The following is a 19,121-nucleotide window of genomic DNA, read 5'->3' as shown; positions in this document are numbered from 1 at the left end:
CTGATCCGCCGGCGGTCACGGTACCGGCCGGCGGCGGCGCGATCCGCGGGATGGACGAGACGTTCGCGATCAACCCGGCCACCGGTACCGGCTCGCTCAGCGTGCCGATCCCGGTGAGCCCGGGGCGGGGCGGGTTCGGGCCGGCGCTGACGCTGCGGTACGACTCCGGGACCGGCAACGGCGCGTTCGGCCTCGGCTGGAGCCTCGGCCTTCCCGCGGTGGCCCGCTCGACCGACCGGCGGTTGCCGGTCTACGGCCAGGGCGACGTGTTCGTCCTGGCCGGGGCGGAGGACCTGGTGCCCGAACTCGACGGCGCCGGCACCCCGGTGGTGCTGGACCGGCCGGGGCACGCGCCCGGCCACCGCATCGACCGGTACCGCCCCCGGGTGGAGGGCGCGTTCGCACGGGTCGAGCGGTGGACCCGCCACGCCGACGGGGACGTGCACTGGCGGACCGCCGGCGGTGACGGCACCACGACCGTGTACGGGGAGACCCCGCAGTCGCGCATCGCCGACCCGGCCGCGCCGCAACGGGTGTTCAGCTGGCTCATCTGCCGCCGGTACGACGACCGGGGCAACGCGATGGAGTTCGAGTACCGGGGCGAGGACAGCCTCGGAGTGGACACCGGCGCACCGGCCGAGCTGAACCGCACCCCGGCCGGGCGCGGCGCCCACCGGTACCTCAAACGCATCCGCTACGGCAACCGGGCCTCCCGGCTCGCCGACCCGCAGCCGGCCGCACCCGACTGGGCGTTCGAGGTGGTGCTCGACTACGGCGACCACGACCCGCAACACCCGGCGCCGCAACCCGACCGGCCATGGCCGGCCCGCCTGGACCCGTTCTCCGACCACCGGCCCGGGTTCGACCTGCGCCTCTACCGGCTGTGCCGGCGGGTGCTGATGTTCCACCACTTCCCGGACGAGCCCGGCGTCGGCGCGGACTGCCTGGTCCGGGCGACCGAGCTGCGATATCACGGCGACCCCGGGCGCGGGCAGCCCATCGCGAGCCTGCTGGCGTCGGCCACCGTCCACGCGTACCGCCGCTCGGGCACCGGCTACCTGCGCCGGTCGATGCCACCGGTGGAGTGCGAGTACAGCGCGGCGACCTTCGCCGAGGACGTGCGCGAGGCCGGTCCCGACGCTCCCGCCGGACCGGCGGCCTGGGTCGACCTCGACGGCGAAGGGATCTCCGGCGCGCTGGTGGAGTCCGGCGGCAGCTGGCTCTACCACCGCAACTACGGCGACGGCCGGCTGGCACCGGCCGTCGCCGTCGCCGCCCAGCCGGTCCCGCGCGCACTCGGCACTCCCGCCGGGACGCGGCGGCAGCTGCTGGACCTGACCGGCAACGGCACCCTCGACGTCGTCTCGTTCGACGGCCCGGTCCCCGGGTTCACCGAACGCGACGGCGACGGCTGGGGACCGTTCCGGGCGTTCGAACGGCTGCCCACCGACCTGGACCGCGCCGACGCCAGGCTCGTCGACCTCGACGGCGACGGGCACGCCGACCTGCTGCTCACCGACACCGACGCGATCACGTGGTACCCGTCGCTGGGCGCCGCCGGGTTCGGTGACGCCCGCCGCCGCCCGCACCCGCTCGACGACGAGACCGGGCCGCGCCTGGTGCTCGCCGACCGGACCGGATCGGTGTACCTGGCCGACATGTCCGGCGACGGCCTGCCGGATGTGGTCCGGATCCGCAACGGCGACATCTCGTACTGGCCGAACCTCGGCCACGGCCGCTTCGGCGCCCGGGTGCCGATGGCCGGCGCCCCGATCCTCGCCCCGCCGGAGTCCTTCGACCAGCGGCGGGTCCGGCTCGCCGACGTCGACGGCACCGGCGTCGCCGACCTGCTCTACCTCGACGGCGACGGCGTGCGCGTGTGGCTGAACCAGTCCGGCAACTCCTTCGCCGCGCCGCACCACATCACGCACGTCCCGCCGACCGCCACCGCGACCGACGTCACCGTCACCGACCTGCTCGGCAACGGCACCGCCTGCCTGGTGTGGCCGGCGCCGCGGCACGGGACCGCCGGTGACCGGCTGCGCTACCTGGACCTGATGGGCGGGGTCAAGCCGTACCTGCTCGTCGGCGTGCGCAACAACCTCGGCGCCGAGACCCGGGTCGGGTATGCCTCGTCGATCCGGTTCTACCTCGCCGACCGGGCCGCCGGACGGCCGTGGGCGACCCGGCTGCCGTTCCCGGTGCACGTCGTCACCGAGGTACAGACCCTCGACCAGGTCAGCCACAGCCGGTTCGTCGCCCGATACACCTACCATCACGGCGCCTACGACGGCGTGGAGCGGGAGTTCCGGGGCTTCGGCCTGGTCGAGCAGACCGACTCCGAAACCGTCGCGGCGACCGCCGGCACCGGCACGGACGTGCTGACCACGCCGCCGGTGCTGACCCGCACCTGGTTCCACACCGGCCTGCACGACCCGGGCGGAGCGACAGCCACGCAGCTGCGGCAGGAGTACTGGGACGGCGACCCGATCGTGCGCCTGCCCGCGACCACGCTGCCGGAAGGGCTGTCCGACGCCGATCGCCGCGACGCGCTCCGCGCCCTGCGGGGCACCATGCTGCGCCAGGAGGTCTACGCGCAGGACCGCACCGAGCGGGAAGGGCTGCCGTACACGGTGACCGAACGCCGCCCCGCGCTCCGGCTGGTGCAGCCACGCGGACGCAACGCCCACCCGGTGTTCCTGGTGCACGAGCACGAGACGGTCGAGGCGGCGTACGACCGCGCCACCTACGGGACCGGTGACCAGGCCGGTGACCAGACGGTCCCCGACCCCCGGGTCAGCCACGGCGTCACCCTGGAGGTCGACAGCTTCGGCAACGTGCTGCGCGCCGTGAGCGTCACCTACGGCCGGCGGCACCCCGATCCCGACCCGACCCTGAGCGCGGCCGACCGGGCGGCGCAGCACCGGCTGTACATGACCGTCGTGGACAACCGGATGACCACCGCGGTGACCGGACCGGTCGCCTACCGCACCCCGCTGCCGGCCGAGGGGCGCCGCTTCGAACTGCTCGACCCGCCCACCCAGCCCGGCGGGCTGTTCACCGCCGAGGAACTGCGCGTCGCCGCCGACGGGGCGCGCCGGCTGCTGGAGCACCGCCGCACGCTGTACCGGCGGGACGATCTGACCGGGCCGCTGCCGCTGGGTGCACTGGAGTCGCTGGCGCTGCCGTACGAGTCGCACACGCTGGCGCTGACACCCGAGATGGTCACGCAGGCGTACGGCGACCGGGTCGACGACGCGATGCTGGCCGATGCCGGGTACGTCCACAGTGCAGACGCCGGCTGGTGGGTGCCGTCCGGGCGGGTGCACTTCGCGGCCGGCGGCACCCCGCAGGCCGAGCTGGCGCTGGCCCGGGCGCACTTCTTCCTCCCGGTCCGGTTCACCGACCCGTTCGGCGCCACCACGATCGCCGGGTACGACCCGTACGACCTCGCCGTCGTCGATGTCCGCGACGCGCTCGGCAACCGCACCACCGTCGGGGAACGGGACGCGGTCGGGCAGATCGTCGCGGGCGGCTTCGACTACCGGGTGCTGCAACCGCGGCTGGTCACCGACGCCAACCGCAACCGCAGCGAGGTCGCGTTCGACGTGCACGGCGTCGTCGTCGGCACCGCCGTGCGCGGCAAGCCGGGTGAACCGGTGGGTGACTCGCTCGACGGGTTCACCGCCGACCTGCCCGAGGACGTGCTCGCGGGCGAGGTCACCGATCCGGCCGGGCTGCTCGGCGCCGCCACCACCCGGCTGATCCACGATCTGTTCGCCTACCACCGTTCCCGGGGCGACACCCAGCCGCAGGGCCCGGTCGTGCACACCCTGGTCCGGGAGACCCACGCCGCCGACCAGCCGGCCGGGGAACCGGTCCGGATCCAGCACACCGTGACGTACTCCGACGGATTCGGCCGGATCGTGCAGACGAAGGCGGCGGCCGCACCCGGCCCGGTCGCCGACGGCGGCCCGATCGTCTCGCCACGCTGGATCGCCACCGGCTGGACCGTCTTCAACGCCAAGGGCAGCCCGGTCCGCGAGTACGAGCCGTTCTTCACCGGCACCCACCGCTTCGAGGCCGACCGTGCCGCCGGGGTGAGCGCGACCCGGTGCTACGACGCGGTACAGCGGGTCGTGGCCGTGCTGCGGCCCGATCACAGCTGGGACAAGGTGGTCTTCGACCCGTGGCGGCAGGAGACCTGGGACGGCAACGACACGGTCCTGCTGGATCCGCGCACCGACGCGGACCTGGCCGGGTTCGCCGCGCTGCTGCCCGCCGGGGACTACCTGCCGACCTGGTACGCGCGACGGGTGGACGGCGGGCTCGGCGCCGAGGAACGCGACGCGGCGGTCAAGGCGGCCGCGCACGCCGCCACGCCCACGGTCACCCACCTGGACAGCCTGGGCCGGGCGTTCCGCACCCGGACCGAGGCCGGTGGGGCGGAACCGGCCGAGCTGACCCGGCTGACGCTGGACGTCGAGGGCAACGAGCTCGAGGTCCGCGACGGGCTCGACCGCCTGGTCCTGCGCACCGACCGGGGGTTCGGTGGCCGGCTGCTGCGCCAGGCCGGGATGGACACCGGCGTCCGGCGGGTGCTCACCGACATCGCCGGGCAGGTACTGGCCACCTGGGACGACCGCGGGCATCGGTTGCGCACCACGTACGACGCGTTGCGCCGTCCGGTCGAGGTGCACCTGCTCACCGGTACCGAACCCGAACGCGTCATCGGCCGGACCGTGCACGGCGAGATGCTGCCCGACGCCGAGGATCGCAACCTGCGCGGCGCCGTGCACGCGGTGTACGACGGCGCCGGGCGCAGCACCACCGAACGCCGGGACTTCAAGGGCAACCCGCTGACCGCGACCCGCCGGTTCACAGCCGGCTACCGCGAGGTCCCGGACTGGTCGGCCGATCCGCCGCTGGAGACCGAGACGTACACGACGCACACCCGCTACGACGCGTTGAACCGGACCGTCCAGCAGGCCGGCCCGTACGGCGGTGACCGTACCGACGTGGTGCGGCCCAGCTACGACATCAGCGGCAGGCTCACCCGGCTGGACGTGTGGACCCGCCGGCCGGTACCCGCCGGCCTGCTGGATCCGGGCGGCGCGGACCTGCACGCGATCACCGAGCTCGACCACGACGCGACTGGGCGGCGCACGCGCGTCGTGCACGGCAACGGGACGGTCACCACGTACACCTACGATCCCGACACCGGCCGGCTGCGCCGCCTGCTGACCCGCCGCGCCGCCGAGGTGCTGCAGGACCTCCGCCACACCTTCGACCCGGTCGGCAACATCACGGCGGTACGGGACGCGGCACAGCAGACCGCCTTCTTCGCCGGCCAGGTCGTGCAACCCGGCGCGGACTACACCTACGACGGGCTGTACCGCCTCGTCGAAGCCGGTGGGCGCGAACAGCTTGCCGGTGCCCCGGGAACCGGCCCGGACCTGCCGGGGCCCGCGATCCACCCCGGCGACGGGGCCGCGGTCGGCCGCTACACCGAGCGGTACCGCTACGACCCGGTCGGGAACCTGCTCGAACTGGTGCACCAGTCGGCGCAGCCCGGTGCCGGGTGGACGCGGCGGCACACGTACACCGAACACAGCAACCGGCTCGTCGCCACCAGCGTCGGGTCCGGTCCGGAACAGACCTACGAGCACGACGCGCACGGCAACATGACCCGGATGCCGCACCTGCCGCTGATGGCGTGGGACCACGCCGACCGGCTGCGCGCCGTCGCCCGGCAGGTGGTCACCGACGGCACGCCGGAGACGACGTACTACGTCTACGACGCCGGCGGGGAACGGGTGCGCGCGGTCACCGAACGTTCGGCCACCGGATCCTCCACGCCGACGCGGGCCGCTGAACGCCGGTACCTGGGCGGGTTCGAGGTGCACCGCAGCTTCGGCGGCGACGGCAGCACGGTGACCCTGGAACGCGAGAGCCGGCACATCACCGACGACCGGACCCGGGTGGCACTGGTGGAGACGAGAACGGCCGGTACTGATCCGGGCGCGGCGCAGCTGGTGCGCTACCAGTACTCCGACCAGCTCGGCTCGGCCACCCTGGAGCTGGACTCCTCGGCGCGGGTCATCTCCTACGAGGAGTACCACCCGTTCGGCAGCTGCGCATACCGGGCGGTGCGGTCGCAGACCGAGACGCCGAAGCGGTACCGCTACACCGGCAAGGAACGCGACGCGGAGACCGGCCTGTCGTATCACGGTGCCCGGTACTACGCGCCGTGGCTGGCCCGCTGGACCGCCGCCGACCCGGTCCGCACGTCCGGCAGTCTCTACCGGTACGTCAGATGCAATCCGATCATGTTCCACGACCCGGACGGCCGCCAGGAGCGGCCGAACTTCTGGCAGGTCCAGGCCGACTACTGGCTCGGTATCGGGGAGGGCGCGCTGCACCTGGGCACTGGACTGGCCGGCGCGGTGCGGGACCCGGTCACAGCCGGCAAGGCGCTCGGTTCCAGTGCCCGCCAGGCCTACGACAAGGAGGGCGTGGGCGGGCTGACCAAGATGTTCAACCCGTTCTACCAGGCGCTGGTCGCTGGGGAGAGGTTCGTGAACGCGACCGATGCCCGGCAGGCGGGGCGGGATGCGTTCGGTGTGGCGTCCAACGTTCTCAGCGGGGCGCTGCTGGCCTCCGGAGCCGCCCGGATCGCCGGGGTCGCCGGTGGTGGCGGGGCAGCCGGCGGGTCCCTGCCCCAGCTGGCGACCGCAGGCGGACCCGCTTTGGCACCGGCCGGAGTGCAGGCGCTCGCGCTCGCCCCCGCGGGGGGCGCAGCACCGCTGGCGGCCGGCGTCATGATGATGGCCGGCGACGGCTCCTCAGGACCCACGCCGCCGGGCGGGGACGGGCCGACGAAGTGGAGCCCGACCCCCAGCACCGGACCGCGGGAGGTGACCCGGCCCAAAGGCCCGAACCTGCGGGAACTCGCCATCAAGGCAGGAGCGGAGGACTACATCGACGACACCTCGACGATGCAGGTCGTCGCCCACGGCACGATCGACACCGCCGCGGACGAGATGGTGGCCACCCAGGGAGGTTCGCTGTCGGCCGGTGGCGGCGCGCACAGCGGCAAGCTGTTCGCCACGAGAAACCTCGACATCGCCAACATCTTCGCGGAGCGGAGCGCGCAGAAGGTCAACGACCTCAACGCCGCCAAGCCGTTCAGCGCCGCGCCGCCGGCGAAACCGGCGGTCGTCGGGATCGCCATTCCCAAGGAGACCGCGGACCGGCTCTTCAACGCGTACGGGCACACCGCCGTGACCCGGACCATCGACAACCCTCCACCCGGTGTGCCGCCGGGCACCAGCGAGGTGGTCTTCCCACCCGACACGTTCGAGATGCTGCGCAAGAACGGATTCTTCTTCCGGTTCTGATACATGGCGTCGCCAACCCGACATTGCGGTTCCCGGTGCACCTCGCATCGTGGTGACTTGGTCACTGACCAGCGCCACGATGCGAGGAGCGGCCGCCCGATGACCGACGCAGTGACCGCCCGCACCACGCTCGTCGGCCGCGCCGGCGACGTGGCCGACCTCGTGCGGGCGGTGGACGGGCACCGCATCGTCACGCTCACCGGGCCCGGCGGCAGCGGCAAGACCAGCCTCGCGCGGGCGGTCGCGGCGCACGTCGAGGCCGGCGGCGCACTGCCGGTCCGGTGGGTGGAACTGGCCCCGGTGGCGGGGCCCGGCGCGGTTGCCGCAACCCTCGCCGCCGCCCTGGAGATCCGTGACACCGCCGGCGTCCCGCTCGCCGAGTCGATGGTCCGCCGGTTGCGCGGCGAGGACCTGCTGCTGGTGCTGGACAACTGCGAACATGTCATCGCCGAGGCCGCCGACCTCACCGACCGGCTCGTCGACGGCTGCCCGGGACTGCGGGTCCTGGTCACCAGCCGGGAACGGTTGCGGATCACGGGGGAGTGGTGCCACCCGGTGCCGCCGCTGCCGGTCTGCGACCCGTCGGCGCTGCCCCCGCTGGACGAACTCGCGGCCTGGCCCGCCATCCAGCTGTTCGCGCGCCGGGCCGTCGCCGTCAACCCCGCCTTCGTGCTGCGCGAGCGCAACGCCCACGCCGTCGCCACGATCTGCGCCCGCCTCGACGGGCTGCCGCTGGCGATCGAACTGGCGGCCGCCCGGGTCGCGGCCCTGCCCATCGAGGACCTCGCCGACCGGCTCGACGTGGTGTTCGGACTGCTCGACAACGGCCGCCCCGGCAGCGTCGCCCGGCAGCGGACCCTCCAGTCCACAATAGACTGGAGCCATGACCTGCTGGAGCCGGACGAACAGGTCCTCCTGCGCCGGCTGACCGTCTTCGCCGGGACGTTCACCCTCGCCGCCGTGGAAGCGCTGTGCGACGGCACTCCCGGGATCCTGTGGAGCCTGGCATCCCTTGTGGACAAGTCCCTGGTCCAGGTCCGCGGCAGCGGCGGCGAGGTCCGCTACTCCATGCTCGAGACGGTCCGCCGGTACGCCGCGCGAAAGCTCAGCGCGTCCGGCGAGGAGGAGGTCGTCCGCGACCGGCACGCCACCCTGGTGACCGAGCTGGCCGAACTCGGCGACCGCGGCAGGTCCACATCGGACACTGGGGCGTGGCCCGGCCGCCTGGACGCGGAACGGGCTGACCTGGTCGCCGCGCTGGCGTGGTGCCACGCGAGCGCGCACCGTGCCCCGTCGGCGGAGCGGCTGCTGCGCCTGTCGGTCGCGCTGTATCCATGGTGGACACTGCGCGGTACGTACGCCGAAGGGTTGCGGTGGCTCATCGCGGCGCTGGAGAGCGGCGCCGGGTCGCCACGGTCGCGCGCGGCCGGCCACTTCGCCGCGGGGTCGCTGGCGATGCTGCACTGCCGGTACGACCTGGCCGCCGATCAGCTGGACCGGGCGTTGCCGCTGTACCGGGAACTGGGCGACGCGGCCGGGCACGCCTCGGTGCTGGCGGTCCTCGGCGGCATCGCCCGGGAACGCGGCCGATACGACGACGCGGAACGCCTGCTGCTGGAGTGCCTGCGCCGCCGGGAGGAGACCGGTGACTCCGGTGGTGCCGCCGGCACCCGCAACCAGCTGGCGTTCCTGGCCTGGCTGCGCGGTGACCCGGGCCGGGCGGCCGAGCTCGCCGCCGGGCCGGTGGCGTACTTCCGCGGGGTCGGTAACCCGCGCCGGACCGCCGCCTGCCTCATCAACGCGGGGGCGGCGGCCTTCTACGGCGGAGGCCACGACACCGCCGAGCGGATCCTGACCGAGGCGCTGGACCTGGCACGGTCGGTCAGTTTCGCCGAGGGGACCGCCTGGGCGCTGGAACTGCTCGGCCGCGTCGCCCTGCGGGCCGGTGACCGGGCGCGTGCGGCTCACCTGCTGGCGGAGAGCGTCGCCGCGCAGTACGCCGTCGGCGACCTGTGGCGCACCGCCAGCGGCCTGGAGGCGTTGGCGGCGGCGCACCAGGACCCGGTCGTCGCGGCGCGGCTGCTGGGTGCCGCCGATGTCGTCCGTGCGACGCTGGGTACGCCCCGCCCGCCCGTCGAGGACGCCGACGTCGCCGGGCTGGCCGCGGCGCTGCGCGGATCGCCCTTCACGGCCGATGCGTGGGCGGCTGCGGCAGCCGTCCCGCTCGGTGACATCGTCGCCTCCGTCGCGGAGCTGTCCGTGGCCCGGTCTTCCGTGGCGTTGGTTGCGGCGCCGGTCCTGATCGCAGCGGCCCCGGTCGCGCCGGCCACGGTGCGGACCGAGGGCCGGCTCCCCGCGCAGGTGCGGATCTTCGCACTGGGGCAGGTGCGGGAGTACGCGGGGCAGCGGCTGCTCGGGCCTGCCGACTGGACGTATCAGAAGCCCCGGGAACTGGTGCACTATCTGCTCTCGCACCCGGGCGGCAGCAAGGAACAGGCGGGACAGGCGCTGTGGCCCGACACCGGTGGCACCGGGCTGCGCAACAGCTTCCACACCGCGGTACGGCACGCCCGCCGGGCACTGGGCGGCGGCGAATGGGTGCGGTTCAGCAACGGCCGGTACGCGTTCAACCGGGCGTTGCCGCACCTGTACGACGTCGAGGCGTTCGAGGCCGGCCTGGAGAAGGCGGCCGCGGAGGAATCGGCCGCCGGGGCGGTGACGCTGCTGGAACAGGCGCTGGAGCACTACCGGGGCGACTTCCTGGCCGACCTCGCTGCCGGGCCGTGGATCGCCGCGCGGCGCACCGGGCTGCGCACACGCGCCGAGGACAGCCTGCTGCGCCTGGGCGGGTTGCTGTGCGACGGCGGCGACCCCGGGCGGGCGGTGCATGCCTACCGGCGGCTGCTCGACCTGGACCCGCTCGCCGAGGCGGCGCACCGCGCGCTGATGAACTGCTATGCCGTGCTGGGCGAGCCGGGCCGGGTCCGGCGGCAGTACATCGAACTGGTCACTGTGCTCGGCGACGAGCTCGGCGTGCGACCCGCGGCCGAGACCACGGCGCTCTACGAACGGCTGAACCGGAGCCGCCCGGCGCCGCGCGTCCGGCCCAGGATCTCGGCCCGGTAAGCAGGCCGCTCACCGGCCATTCGAGCGCCTGTAGCCGCGAGGACGGCGCCGCTGCCGTGGCGTGCGCGGCGCCGTCCCCTTCCGCGGACGTAAGCGTGTGCGGTTACAACGAGCAGGGCGACCAGTAGCAGATGTTGCGGGTGGCGGTCTTGCCGGTCGACGGGCGGTTGAGCCCGAACGTGGTCGAGTGCTCGCCGTCGGTGGAGCAGCCCCACTTGAACGTCACGGTCGTGCCGCCGGTCCCGACGCTGTTGAAGTCGAAGTAGTACGGCCGGGTCATGCCGCTGCCGCTCAGCGTCGCCCAGCCGCGCTCGCCGTTGGTCGCCTCGACCCAGGCCCATGTGACGGTGTTCGTGGTCGCGTAGGTGCAGCCGACCTTGCCGTTGAGGGTTACGGCCGGTTCCCACGGCCACGCCGCCGCCGGCTGGGGCGCCACGGCGACACCGCCGAGCGCCGCAGCCAGGACGGTGGCCACGAGACCGGCGAACCGGCGACGGGTGCGGGGCGTTGCGAACGTTGCGGTCATGAGCTCTCCCTGTGTGGCGTCGCGGCCGGGGTGCCGCACGCCGAGCGAACAGGTCGGGCGCCGCCCAGCGGAAGGGCGCGCGGCGCGGTCCGGACAACTCCGGACGGGCCGCGCGGCAGCCCGGACAGATCCGGACAGGCCCGCATGCTGCGGGAACAGGCTCAGCAGAGCAGGCTGTACGGCGACCCCGGCACGTACTGGTCCCATCCCGCGCTGCTGATGCGCACCCCGGAGGCCCGGCAGATCTCGGCTGCAGCGGCGGCCGTGTAGTAGGCAGGCTCGGCGCGCCGAGGGTGGCGACGACCGCGGCACGGGCAGTGCCGACCAGCCGTTTCTGGTGCTCGATGTCGCCTGCTCGACGCCTGGGGTGGTGCGGGCGTTGCTGGAGGTGGCGCTCGACCGGGGCTGGCGGCCGGCCGATGCCACGCATGTCAGGTGCGACGGCTGGGACATGGTCAGTGCGGTGGCGGCCAGGTTGCGGGACTCGCCGGGGTAGGAGGTCGCGGTGGCGCGGCTCAGGGGACGGGTTGGGTGGAGAGGCCGTGCAGGGTGAGGGTGACGACGGCGGAGGCGATGTCGGGGGCGGGGGAAGGGCGGGAGGGGTCGGGGCGGTACCACTCGGTGATGGAGTTGACCATGCCGAAGAGGAGGCGGGTGGCGAGGCGGGGGTCGATGTCGGCGCGGATCTCGCCGGCGTCGGCTGCGGCGCGGACCATGGCGGCGACGCGGGTGTCGAGGTCGCGGCGGCGGTGGAGGGCGTCGCGTTCGACGGTGGTGTTGCCGCGGACGCGGAGCAGGAGGGTGACGTACGGCAGCTCGGCCAGGAGGACCTCGGCGGTGCGGCGCAGCACGTGTTCGAGGCGCTGCGCCGGGCGGCCGGAGAGTGACTCGGGTTCGGCGAGCACCGCGGTGAGGGCGTCGAGGGCGTGGCCGACGCCGAGGCCGAGCAGCTCCTCCTTGCCGGTGAAGTGGTGGTAGAAGGACGACTTGTTCAGGCCGGTCGCGCGGGCGAGGTCCTCCATGGAGGTGGCCTCGTAGCCGCGCTCGTTGAAGACCGCGACGACCTTCGCGAGCAGCTCGTCGCGGCTGTACCGGGGAGGGCGGCCGCGGCCGGGGCGCTGCCCGAGCTCGACGGCGTCGCTCATGCCGCCGCCTCCGCCGCGCTACGGCGTCGACCTGAGCGGGCCGAGACGCGAAGCTGGCCGCCCCCGCTGCGCTCGCGTCGGCCGGAGCGGCCCGAGACGCTCACCCGGCCGGCTTCGCGACCAGGGTGAGCACGTCGTACTTCGCCACGGACTCGCCGTCCTGGCGGGTGACGTCGGCGTCCCAGCGCACCTCGCCGTAGTCGGCGGACTCGCGCGGGGTGATCTGCTTGCAGGTCAGCGTCACGGTGAGCTCGTCGCCGAACTTGACGGGGGACAGGAAGCGCAGCGAGTCGACGCCGAAGTTGGCCAGGACGGGGCCCGGGTCGGGGTCGACGAAGAGGCCGGCGGCGAGGCTGACGACGAGGTAGCCGTGCGCGACGCGCTCGCCGAAGAGCGGGTTGGCGGCGGCGGCCTCGGCGTCCATGTGGGCGTAGAACGTGTCGCCGGTGAACTCGGCGAAGTGCTCCACGTCCTCCTGCGTGACGCGGCGCGGGCCGGCGACGACGGTGTCGCCGGGGCGCAGCTGGGCGAGGTTCTTGCGGAACGGGTGGACGTCGTCGACGTGCCGCTGCGCGCCGGCGACCCAGCGGCCGGTGACCGCGGCGAGCGTGTCCGGGTCGGCCTGGACGGCGGTGCGCTGCATGTGGTGCAGGACGCCGCGGATGCCGCCCATCTCCTCGCCGCCGCCGGCGCGGCCGGGGCCGCCGTGGACGAGCATCGGCAGCGGCGAGCCGTGGCCGGTGGACTCCTTGGCGTCGCGGTCGTTGAGGATCAGCAAGCGGCCGTGCCAGGGTGCGACGCCGAGGACGACGTCGCGGGCGAACGCGGTGTCGGCGGTGACGACCGAGCCGGCGAGGCTGCCCTGGCCGCGGGCGGCGTACTCGACGAGCTGGTCGGTGGTGTCGTAGGCCATGACGGTGGCGACGGGGCCGAACGCCTCGACCTCGTGCGGCTCGGCCCGGTCGGGGTCGCCGACGAGCAGGATCGGGGACAGGAACGCGCCGCGCTGCGGGTCGGCGTCGAGCACGTCGACCTTCTCCGGGTCGCCGTAGACGATCCGGCCGGCGCCGGTGAGCGCGCCGACGCTGCGCCGGACCTCGTCGCGCTGGTCGAGGCTGGCGAGGGCGCCCATCCGTACACCTTCCGCGGCCGGATTGCCGACGACGGTCTTCGCGAGCCGGGCGGTCGCCGCCTCGACCACGGCCTCGACCAGCCCTGACGGTACGAAGGCCCGCCGGATCGCGGTGCACTTCTGGCCGGCCTTCACGGTCATCTCGGCGACGAGAGCCTTGACGAACAGGTCGAACTCGGGTGTGCCGGGGACGGCGTCGGGGCCGAGCGCCGACAGGTTGAGCGAGTCGGCCTCGGCGTTGAACCGCACCGCGTTGCGGACCAGCGCGGAGTGGGTGCGCAGCAGCTGCGCGGTCGACGCGGAGCCGGTGAAGGAGACGAGGTCCTGGCCGGTGAGGTGGTCGAACGTGTCGCCGAGGCCGCCGGCGACGAACTGCAGGGCGCCGGCGGGCAGGAGGCCGGACTCGACGATGACCTCGATGAGCTCGGCGGTGAGGAACGCGGTCGGCGTGGCCGGCTTGACGATGGTGGGGACGCCCGCCAGGAACGCCGGCGCGAACTTCTCCAGCGGGCCCCAGACCGGGAAGTTGAACGCGTTGATCTGCACCGCGACGCCGCGCAACGACACGCAGACGTGCTGGCCGAGGAACGTCCCGCCCTTGCCGAGCGGCTCCACGGGCCCGTCGACGTAGACCGTGTCGTTGGGCAGCTCGCGCTTGGCCTTGCTGGCGTACGAGAGCAGGACGCCCATGCCGCCGTCGACGTCGAACTTGGAGTCGCCGAGCGTCGCCCCGGTCCTCGCGGACACGGCGTAGAGCCGCTCCCGCTGCTCGCGGATGTGCAGGCCGAGCGCCTTGAGCAGGGCGGCGCGCTGGTGGAAGGTGAGCTCCCGCAGCGCCGGGCCGCCGGTGCGCCGGCCGTAGTCGAGGGCGGCGGCGAAGTCGACGCCGCTGGAGCTGACCCGCGCGATCTCCTCGCCGGTGACCGCGTCGTGGACGGCCTTGCCGTCGTCGTCAGCGGTGTGCCAGGCGCCGAGGACGTGGCTCCGGAGCATGGGAGTGGGCATACGGCTCTCCTCGACCAACGAAATCGACCAACGAAATCGACCAACAAGAAACTGGACCAACGAAGCAAGCGGCAAGAACTAACCAAACGTTCAGTCGAATAATAGACCCCCGCCCGGGCCCCGCTGTCAACGCCTTGGAAGGGTCACCGCATGACGAGCGACCTGAGCAACCCAGTCGTTGCCGGCTTCCACCCGGACCCGAGCGTCTGCCGGGCCGGCGACGACTACTACCTGGCCTGCTCCAGCTTCGAGTACTTCCCCGGCGTGCCGATCTTCCACAGCCGGGACCTGGTCAACTGGACGCAGATCGGCAACGCCCTGGACCGCCCGAGCCAGCTGCCACTGCCGCCGGGCACCCGGTCCTCCGGCGGCCTCTACGCGCCCACGCTGCGCCACCACGACGGCCGGTTCTGGCTCGTCGTCACCAACGTCAGCGCCGGCGGCAACCAGCTCTACACCGCCACCGACCCGGCCGGGCCCTGGTCGGAGCCCATCCCGCTGCCGGGCGTCGCCGGCATCGACCCCGACCTCGCGTGGGACGCCGACGGCACCTGCTGGTGCACCGTCGCCGGCGTCTCCCAGGTACGCCTCGACACCGCGACCGGGTCCGTGCTCGACACCGCGACCGGGGCCGCGCTCGACACCGCGAGCGGGGCCGCGCTCGGCGAACCGCAGCGGATCTGGTCGGGCACGCCGGGGGCGAAGGCGCCGGAAGCGCCGCACCTGTACCGGATCGGCGATCACTGGTACCTGCTGCTGGCGGAGGGCGGCACCGAGCGCGGCCACGCCGTGTCGGTCGCGCGCGGACCGTCGCCATCCGGCCCGTTCGAACCGTGCCCGTTCAACCCGATCCTCACCCACCGGGGGACGGATCACCCGATCCAGAACACCGGCCACGCCGACCTCGTGCAGGCGCCCGACGGCTCCTGGTGGATGGTGCTGCTCGGGGTGCGCCCCGGCGGCGGCTCACCCGGCTGGCACGTCCTCGGCCGGGAGACGTACCTCGCGCCGGTGCGCTGGGTCGACGGCTGGCCGGTCGCCGGTCCGCTGACCCTGGACCTGCCGGCCGTGGGCTGGCCGCTGTACCCCGCCGCCGCCGAGCCGGTCCGCGACGACTTCGACGGTCCCATGCATCCGCGGTGGGTGTCGCTGCGGCGGCCGCCCTCCACCAGTCAGGACCGGCCCGGCTGGCTGACGCTGCACGCGGCCGGCGGGTCGCTGGACGACCTGGACCTCACCCTCGTCGCCCGGCGCCAGCAGCACCTCGCGTGCCGGGCCAGGACGCTGCTCGACCCGGGGGAGGGCCGCGGCGGTCTCGTGGTCCGCCTCGACGAGGCCCACCACTACGAGATCGAGGTGTTCGCCGGTACTGCGAAGGTGCTGGCCCGGATCGGCCCGCTGTGCGCCGAGGTGGCGTCCTGCCCGGTGCCGGACGGACCCGTCGTCCTCGGCGTCGACGTGGCGCCCGCATCCACCGACGACCCCCGGTGCGGACCCGACGTCCTGGCGTTCGGGGTGGAGGGCGCCGACGGGACGTTCACCGCGCTCGCCACGCTCGACGGCCGCTACCTGTCGACGGAGGTCGCCGGCGGCTTCACCGGACGGGTCATCGGCATGTACTGCGCCGACGGCACCGTCCGGTTCGACTGGTTCGACTACGCCGGCGGCCTATGAGCGGGGGATCGCGACGGGAACGGCCGGGCGGCCCGCGCGGTACTGCGGCGGCCACGCGACGTCGTCGCCCAGCTCCAGCGCGGCCCGCTGCGGCCACGACGGCTCGCGCAGCAGCGCGCGGCCGAGCGAGACTATGTCGGCGGACTCCTCGGCGAGGATCTTCTCGGCCTGGGCGGGCTCGGTGATGAGCCCGACCGCGCCCACCGGCAGGCCGGAGCGCTCGCGGACCGCCCGGGCGAACGGCACCTGGTAGCCGGGGCCGGCGACGATCTGCTGGCCGGCGTGGTTGCCGCCGCTGGACACGTCGACCAGGTCGACGCCGTGCCCGGCGAGGACGGCGGCCACCTCGGCGACCTCGTCGACGGCGAGACCACCCTCGACCCAGTCGGTGGCGCTGACCCGCACGAGCAGCGGCAGCCGGTCCGGGAGCGCGCCGCGGACCGCGTCGACTACCTCCAGCAGCAGCCGGGACCGGCCGGCCAGGTCGCCGCCGTAGGCGTCGGTGCGCAGGTTGGACAGCGGGGACAGGAACTCGTGCAGCAGGTAGCCGTGCGCGGCGTGGACCTCGACGACCTCGAACCCGGCGTCGACCGCGCGCCGGGCGGCCGCGGCCCAGTCCCGCACGAGGGCGCCGATCTCGCCGGTGGACAGCTCGGCGGGCGTGGCGAAGCCGTCGAACGGCACCGCGGACGGCGCGACGGTCGGCCAGCCGCCCTCGGCCGCCGGCACGCTGCCCTTGCCCCGCCACGGCGCGAACGTCGACGCCTTGCGCCCCGCGTGCGCCAGCTGGATGCCGGGGACCGAGCCCTGGCCGCGGATGAACGCGGTGATCCTGGCGTAGTCCGCGGCCTGCTCGTCGCTCCAGATGCCGGCGTCCTGCGGGGTGATCCGGCCGTCGGGGCGCACCGCGGTCGCCTCCGCGATGACCGCGCCGGCGCCGCCGCGGGCGATGCCGCCGAGGTGCACCAGGTGCCAGTCGGTGGGGTGCCCGTCGGCGGACGAGTACTGGCACATCGGTGCCGCCCAGACGCGGTTGGGGAACGTGACGCCACGCAGGGTCACCGGAGCGAAGAGTCGGCTCATGTCGCCGCCAACACCCCGGCCGGCGCCGCGTCTTCCACCTTATGACGAAGGCAACACCCCGAACCGGCGATGATCGCGAATCACCTTCGGGCAAAGGCCGCGTTTCGTACGGTGGGGTGAGCTCACTCGTACTTCGGAGGCCCCTGGTGACTTCGCCTGCCGGTACCCACAACTGGTTCACCGACCTCAGCGTCCGCATCAAGATCCTCGCCGCGATCGGTGTCGCGGCCGTGGTCGCGCTCGCCGTCGGCATCACCGGGCTGCTGTCGCTGTCCGAGGCCAGCGACACGGCGCGGCGGATCTACCGCAGCAACGTCGCGAGCGTCACCGCCGTCGGGCAGATCAAGGCGTCCGCGGCGCAGGCCGGAATCGACTCGGCCAACCAGGCCATCTCCCAGAACCCGGACGCGGTGACGAAGTTCAGCGGGATGTTCGAGGACGACCTGAAGGCGTTCGACGCGGCGATGGAGGCGTACCGCAACAGCTTCCCCGCGGGCAACCCCGCGACCATCGACCATCTGGCCAGCACCTGGCAGAGCTGGGTGCAGGTGGTGAAGACCAAGCAGCTGCCCTCCGGCGCCCGCAACGACTACGTGTCGTGGCAGCAGACCCGCGACACGGAGGTCCAGCCGATCGTCGCGACCCTTTACAAGGACATCGCGGAGCTGAACGACGCGGAGCGGGCGGACGCCGCCAAGTCCGCGGCCTCGGCCCGCTCCGGCTACGAGCGCAGCCGCCGGAACTCGATCATCATGCTGGTCGTCGGGCTCGCGCTCGCGCTCGGCGTCGGGCTGGTCGTGGCGCGGGGCGTCGTGCGGCCGCTGAACCGGGTCCGGTGGGTGTGCGAGGCGCTGTCGGCGGGCGACCTCACCCAAACCACGGGACTTCAGACCCGCGACGAGCCGGGACGGATGGGGCAGGCGCTGGACAACGCGCTGGTCCGGCTGCGGCAGACCGTGCTCACCATCGACGGCTCGGCGACGTCGCTCGCGAGCGCCGCCGAGGAGATGTCGGGCGTGACGACGCAGATCTCCACGTCGGCGGAGGAGACCTCGGTGCAGGCGCAGGCGGTGTCCGCCGCCGCCAAGGAGGTGTCCCGCAGCGTCGACACGGTGTCGGCCGGCAGCGAGGAGATGGGCGCGTCGATCCGGGAGATCTCGCAGAACGCCACCGAGGCGGCCCGCGTCGCGACCGATGCCGTGACGATCACCGAGGCGACGTCGACGACGATGAACAAGCTCGGTGCGTCGTCGGCGGAGATCGGCAACGTCGTCAAGGTGATCACGTCCATCGCCGAGCAGACCAACCTGCTCGCCCTCAACGCCACGATCGAGGCGGCCCGGGCCGGCGACGCGGGCAAGGGCTTCGCGGTCGTCGCGTCCGAGGTGAAGGACCTCGCGCAGGAGACCGCCCGGGCCACCGAGGACATCGCCCGGCGCGTCGAGGCGATCCAGGCCGACACGTCCGGCGCGGTCGCCGCGATCGAGCAGATCTCGCAGGTCATCGGCCGGATCAGCGACTTCCAGACGACGATCGCGTCGGCGGTCGAGGAGCAGACGGCCACGACCGGCGAGATGAGCCGCAGCGTCGCGGAGGCCGCCGCCGGCGTGGGCGAGATCGCCGCGAACATGACCGGCGTCGCCGAGGCGTCCCGCGTCACCAGCCAGGGCGTCACCGAGTCCCAGCAGACGACGGCCGAGCTGGCCAGGATGTCCTCGGAGCTGTCGACGCTGGTGGCGAGCTTCAGGTACTGACGTCGCGGGCGCCGCGCCACGTGAACAGGGCCGTCCCGGCGGCGAACACCAGCGCGGCGCAGACCGCACCGCCGACGTCGCCGGCCGGGCGGCCCGGCCAGATCCACGGCGTCGTCAGGGCGGGGGCGTGCCACTGGGTGTACAGGGCGTACACGCCGGCCATGGCGTAGCCGAGCGGCCCGGCCCACGCGGGGGCGCCGCCGAGCAGGACCGCGCAGAGCAGGCCGACGCCGACCAGACCGGCCAGGTCGCGCACGCCCCGGAGCGTGCCGCCGG

9 protein-coding genes and 1 pseudogene are annotated in these 19,121 nt (G+C 73.8%); 5 read left to right on the top strand and 5 right to left on the bottom strand.

The features are described 5' to 3' along the window. Positions 1-50: 50 nt before the first annotated feature. Together AB0J72_RS52705 and AB0J72_RS52700 are read left to right on the top strand one after the other, a co-directional pair. Positions 51-7,400 carry a SpvB/TcaC N-terminal domain-containing protein gene (locus AB0J72_RS52705; RefSeq protein WP_363414767.1) on the top strand — a complete coding sequence of 2,450 codons (7,350 nt, stop codon included), beginning with the start codon at positions 51-53 and terminating at the stop codon, positions 7,398-7,400. Positions 7,401-7,499: 99 nt separating this feature from the next. Next, a complete protein-coding gene (locus AB0J72_RS52700; protein WP_363414764.1) occupies positions 7,500-10,526 on the top strand; it encodes a BTAD domain-containing putative transcriptional regulator in 3,027 nt (1,008 codons plus the stop codon). Positions 10,527-10,629: 103 nt separating this feature from the next. On the opposite strand, the gene AB0J72_RS52695 is transcribed toward AB0J72_RS52700, so the two are convergent. Next, positions 10,630-11,052 carry a hypothetical protein gene (locus tag AB0J72_RS52695; protein ID WP_363414761.1) on the bottom strand — a complete coding sequence of 141 codons (423 nt, stop codon included), beginning with the start codon at positions 11,050-11,052 and terminating at the stop codon, positions 10,630-10,632. A gap of 144 nt (positions 11,053-11,196) precedes the next feature. Here AB0J72_RS52695 and AB0J72_RS52690 point away from each other — a divergent pair, with 144 nt between their 5' ends. After that, complete coding sequence (locus AB0J72_RS52690; protein ID WP_363414758.1) at positions 11,197-11,322, top strand: hypothetical protein; 126 nt, start codon at positions 11,197-11,199, stop codon at positions 11,320-11,322. A 245-nt stretch (positions 11,323-11,567) separates the two neighbouring features. On the opposite strand, the gene AB0J72_RS52685 is transcribed toward AB0J72_RS52690, so the two are convergent. Further along, on the bottom strand, positions 11,568-12,197 hold the full coding sequence (locus AB0J72_RS52685) for a TetR/AcrR family transcriptional regulator (protein WP_363414755.1): 630 nt from the start codon (positions 12,195-12,197) through the stop codon (positions 11,568-11,570). Between the two features lie 100 nt (positions 12,198-12,297). Then, complete coding sequence (paaZ, locus tag AB0J72_RS52680) at positions 12,298-14,334, bottom strand: phenylacetic acid degradation bifunctional protein PaaZ (RefSeq protein ID WP_363414752.1); 2,037 nt, start codon at positions 14,332-14,334, stop codon at positions 12,298-12,300. 150 nt (positions 14,335-14,484) lie between these two features. Between paaZ and AB0J72_RS52675 the strand changes: the two genes are divergently transcribed. Then, positions 14,485-16,008 (top strand): glycoside hydrolase family 43 protein, encoded by a 1,524-nt coding sequence (locus tag AB0J72_RS52675; RefSeq protein ID WP_363414749.1) that lies wholly within the window; start codon positions 14,485-14,487, stop codon positions 16,006-16,008. On the opposite strand, the gene AB0J72_RS52670 is transcribed toward AB0J72_RS52675, so the two are convergent. Further along, positions 16,003-17,091 carry an NADH:flavin oxidoreductase/NADH oxidase gene (locus AB0J72_RS52670; protein WP_363414747.1) on the bottom strand — a complete coding sequence of 363 codons (1,089 nt, stop codon included), beginning with the start codon at positions 17,089-17,091 and terminating at the stop codon, positions 16,003-16,005. The genes AB0J72_RS52675 and AB0J72_RS52670 overlap by 6 nt on opposite strands. 146 nt (positions 17,092-17,237) lie before the next feature. Between AB0J72_RS52670 and AB0J72_RS52665 the strand changes: the two genes are divergently transcribed. Beyond that, the gene (locus tag AB0J72_RS52665) at positions 17,238-18,845 is read left to right on the top strand and encodes a methyl-accepting chemotaxis protein (protein WP_363414744.1); all 1,608 of its coding nucleotides are present in this window, start codon (positions 17,238-17,240) and stop codon (positions 18,843-18,845) included. Here AB0J72_RS52665 and AB0J72_RS52660 read toward each other — a convergent pair. Then, positions 18,835-19,121: pseudogene (locus AB0J72_RS52660) on the bottom strand (hypothetical protein); the annotation flags it as partial. The gene AB0J72_RS52665 and the pseudogene AB0J72_RS52660 overlap by 11 nt on opposite strands.

This window comes from Dactylosporangium sp. NPDC049742, assembly GCF_040674675.1.
Taxonomy (GTDB): Bacteria; Actinomycetota; Actinomycetes; order Mycobacteriales; family Micromonosporaceae; genus Dactylosporangium; species Dactylosporangium maewongense.
Note: the sequence above shows the minus strand (reverse complement) of the source record. Positions and strands in the feature narration are given on the sequence as shown.

Coding starts and splice junctions, on each gene's coding strand:
- paaZ (WP_363414752.1), bottom strand. CDS start 14,334: ATGCCCACTCCCATGCTCCGGAGCCACGTCCTCGGCGCCTGGCACACC.
- AB0J72_RS52695 (WP_363414761.1), bottom strand. CDS start 11,052: ATGACCGCAACGTTCGCAACGCCCCGCACCCGTCGCCGGTTCGCCGGT.
- AB0J72_RS52700 (WP_363414764.1), top strand. CDS start 7,500: ATGACCGACGCAGTGACCGCCCGCACCACGCTCGTCGGCCGCGCCGGC.
- AB0J72_RS52705 (WP_363414767.1), top strand. CDS start 51: ATGGACGAGACGTTCGCGATCAACCCGGCCACCGGTACCGGCTCGCTC.
- AB0J72_RS52675 (WP_363414749.1), top strand. CDS start 14,485: ATGACGAGCGACCTGAGCAACCCAGTCGTTGCCGGCTTCCACCCGGAC.
- AB0J72_RS52670 (WP_363414747.1), bottom strand. CDS start 17,091: ATGAGCCGACTCTTCGCTCCGGTGACCCTGCGTGGCGTCACGTTCCCC.
- AB0J72_RS52690 (WP_363414758.1), top strand. CDS start 11,197: ATGCTGCGGGAACAGGCTCAGCAGAGCAGGCTGTACGGCGACCCCGGC.
- AB0J72_RS52685 (WP_363414755.1), bottom strand. CDS start 12,197: ATGAGCGACGCCGTCGAGCTCGGGCAGCGCCCCGGCCGCGGCCGCCCT.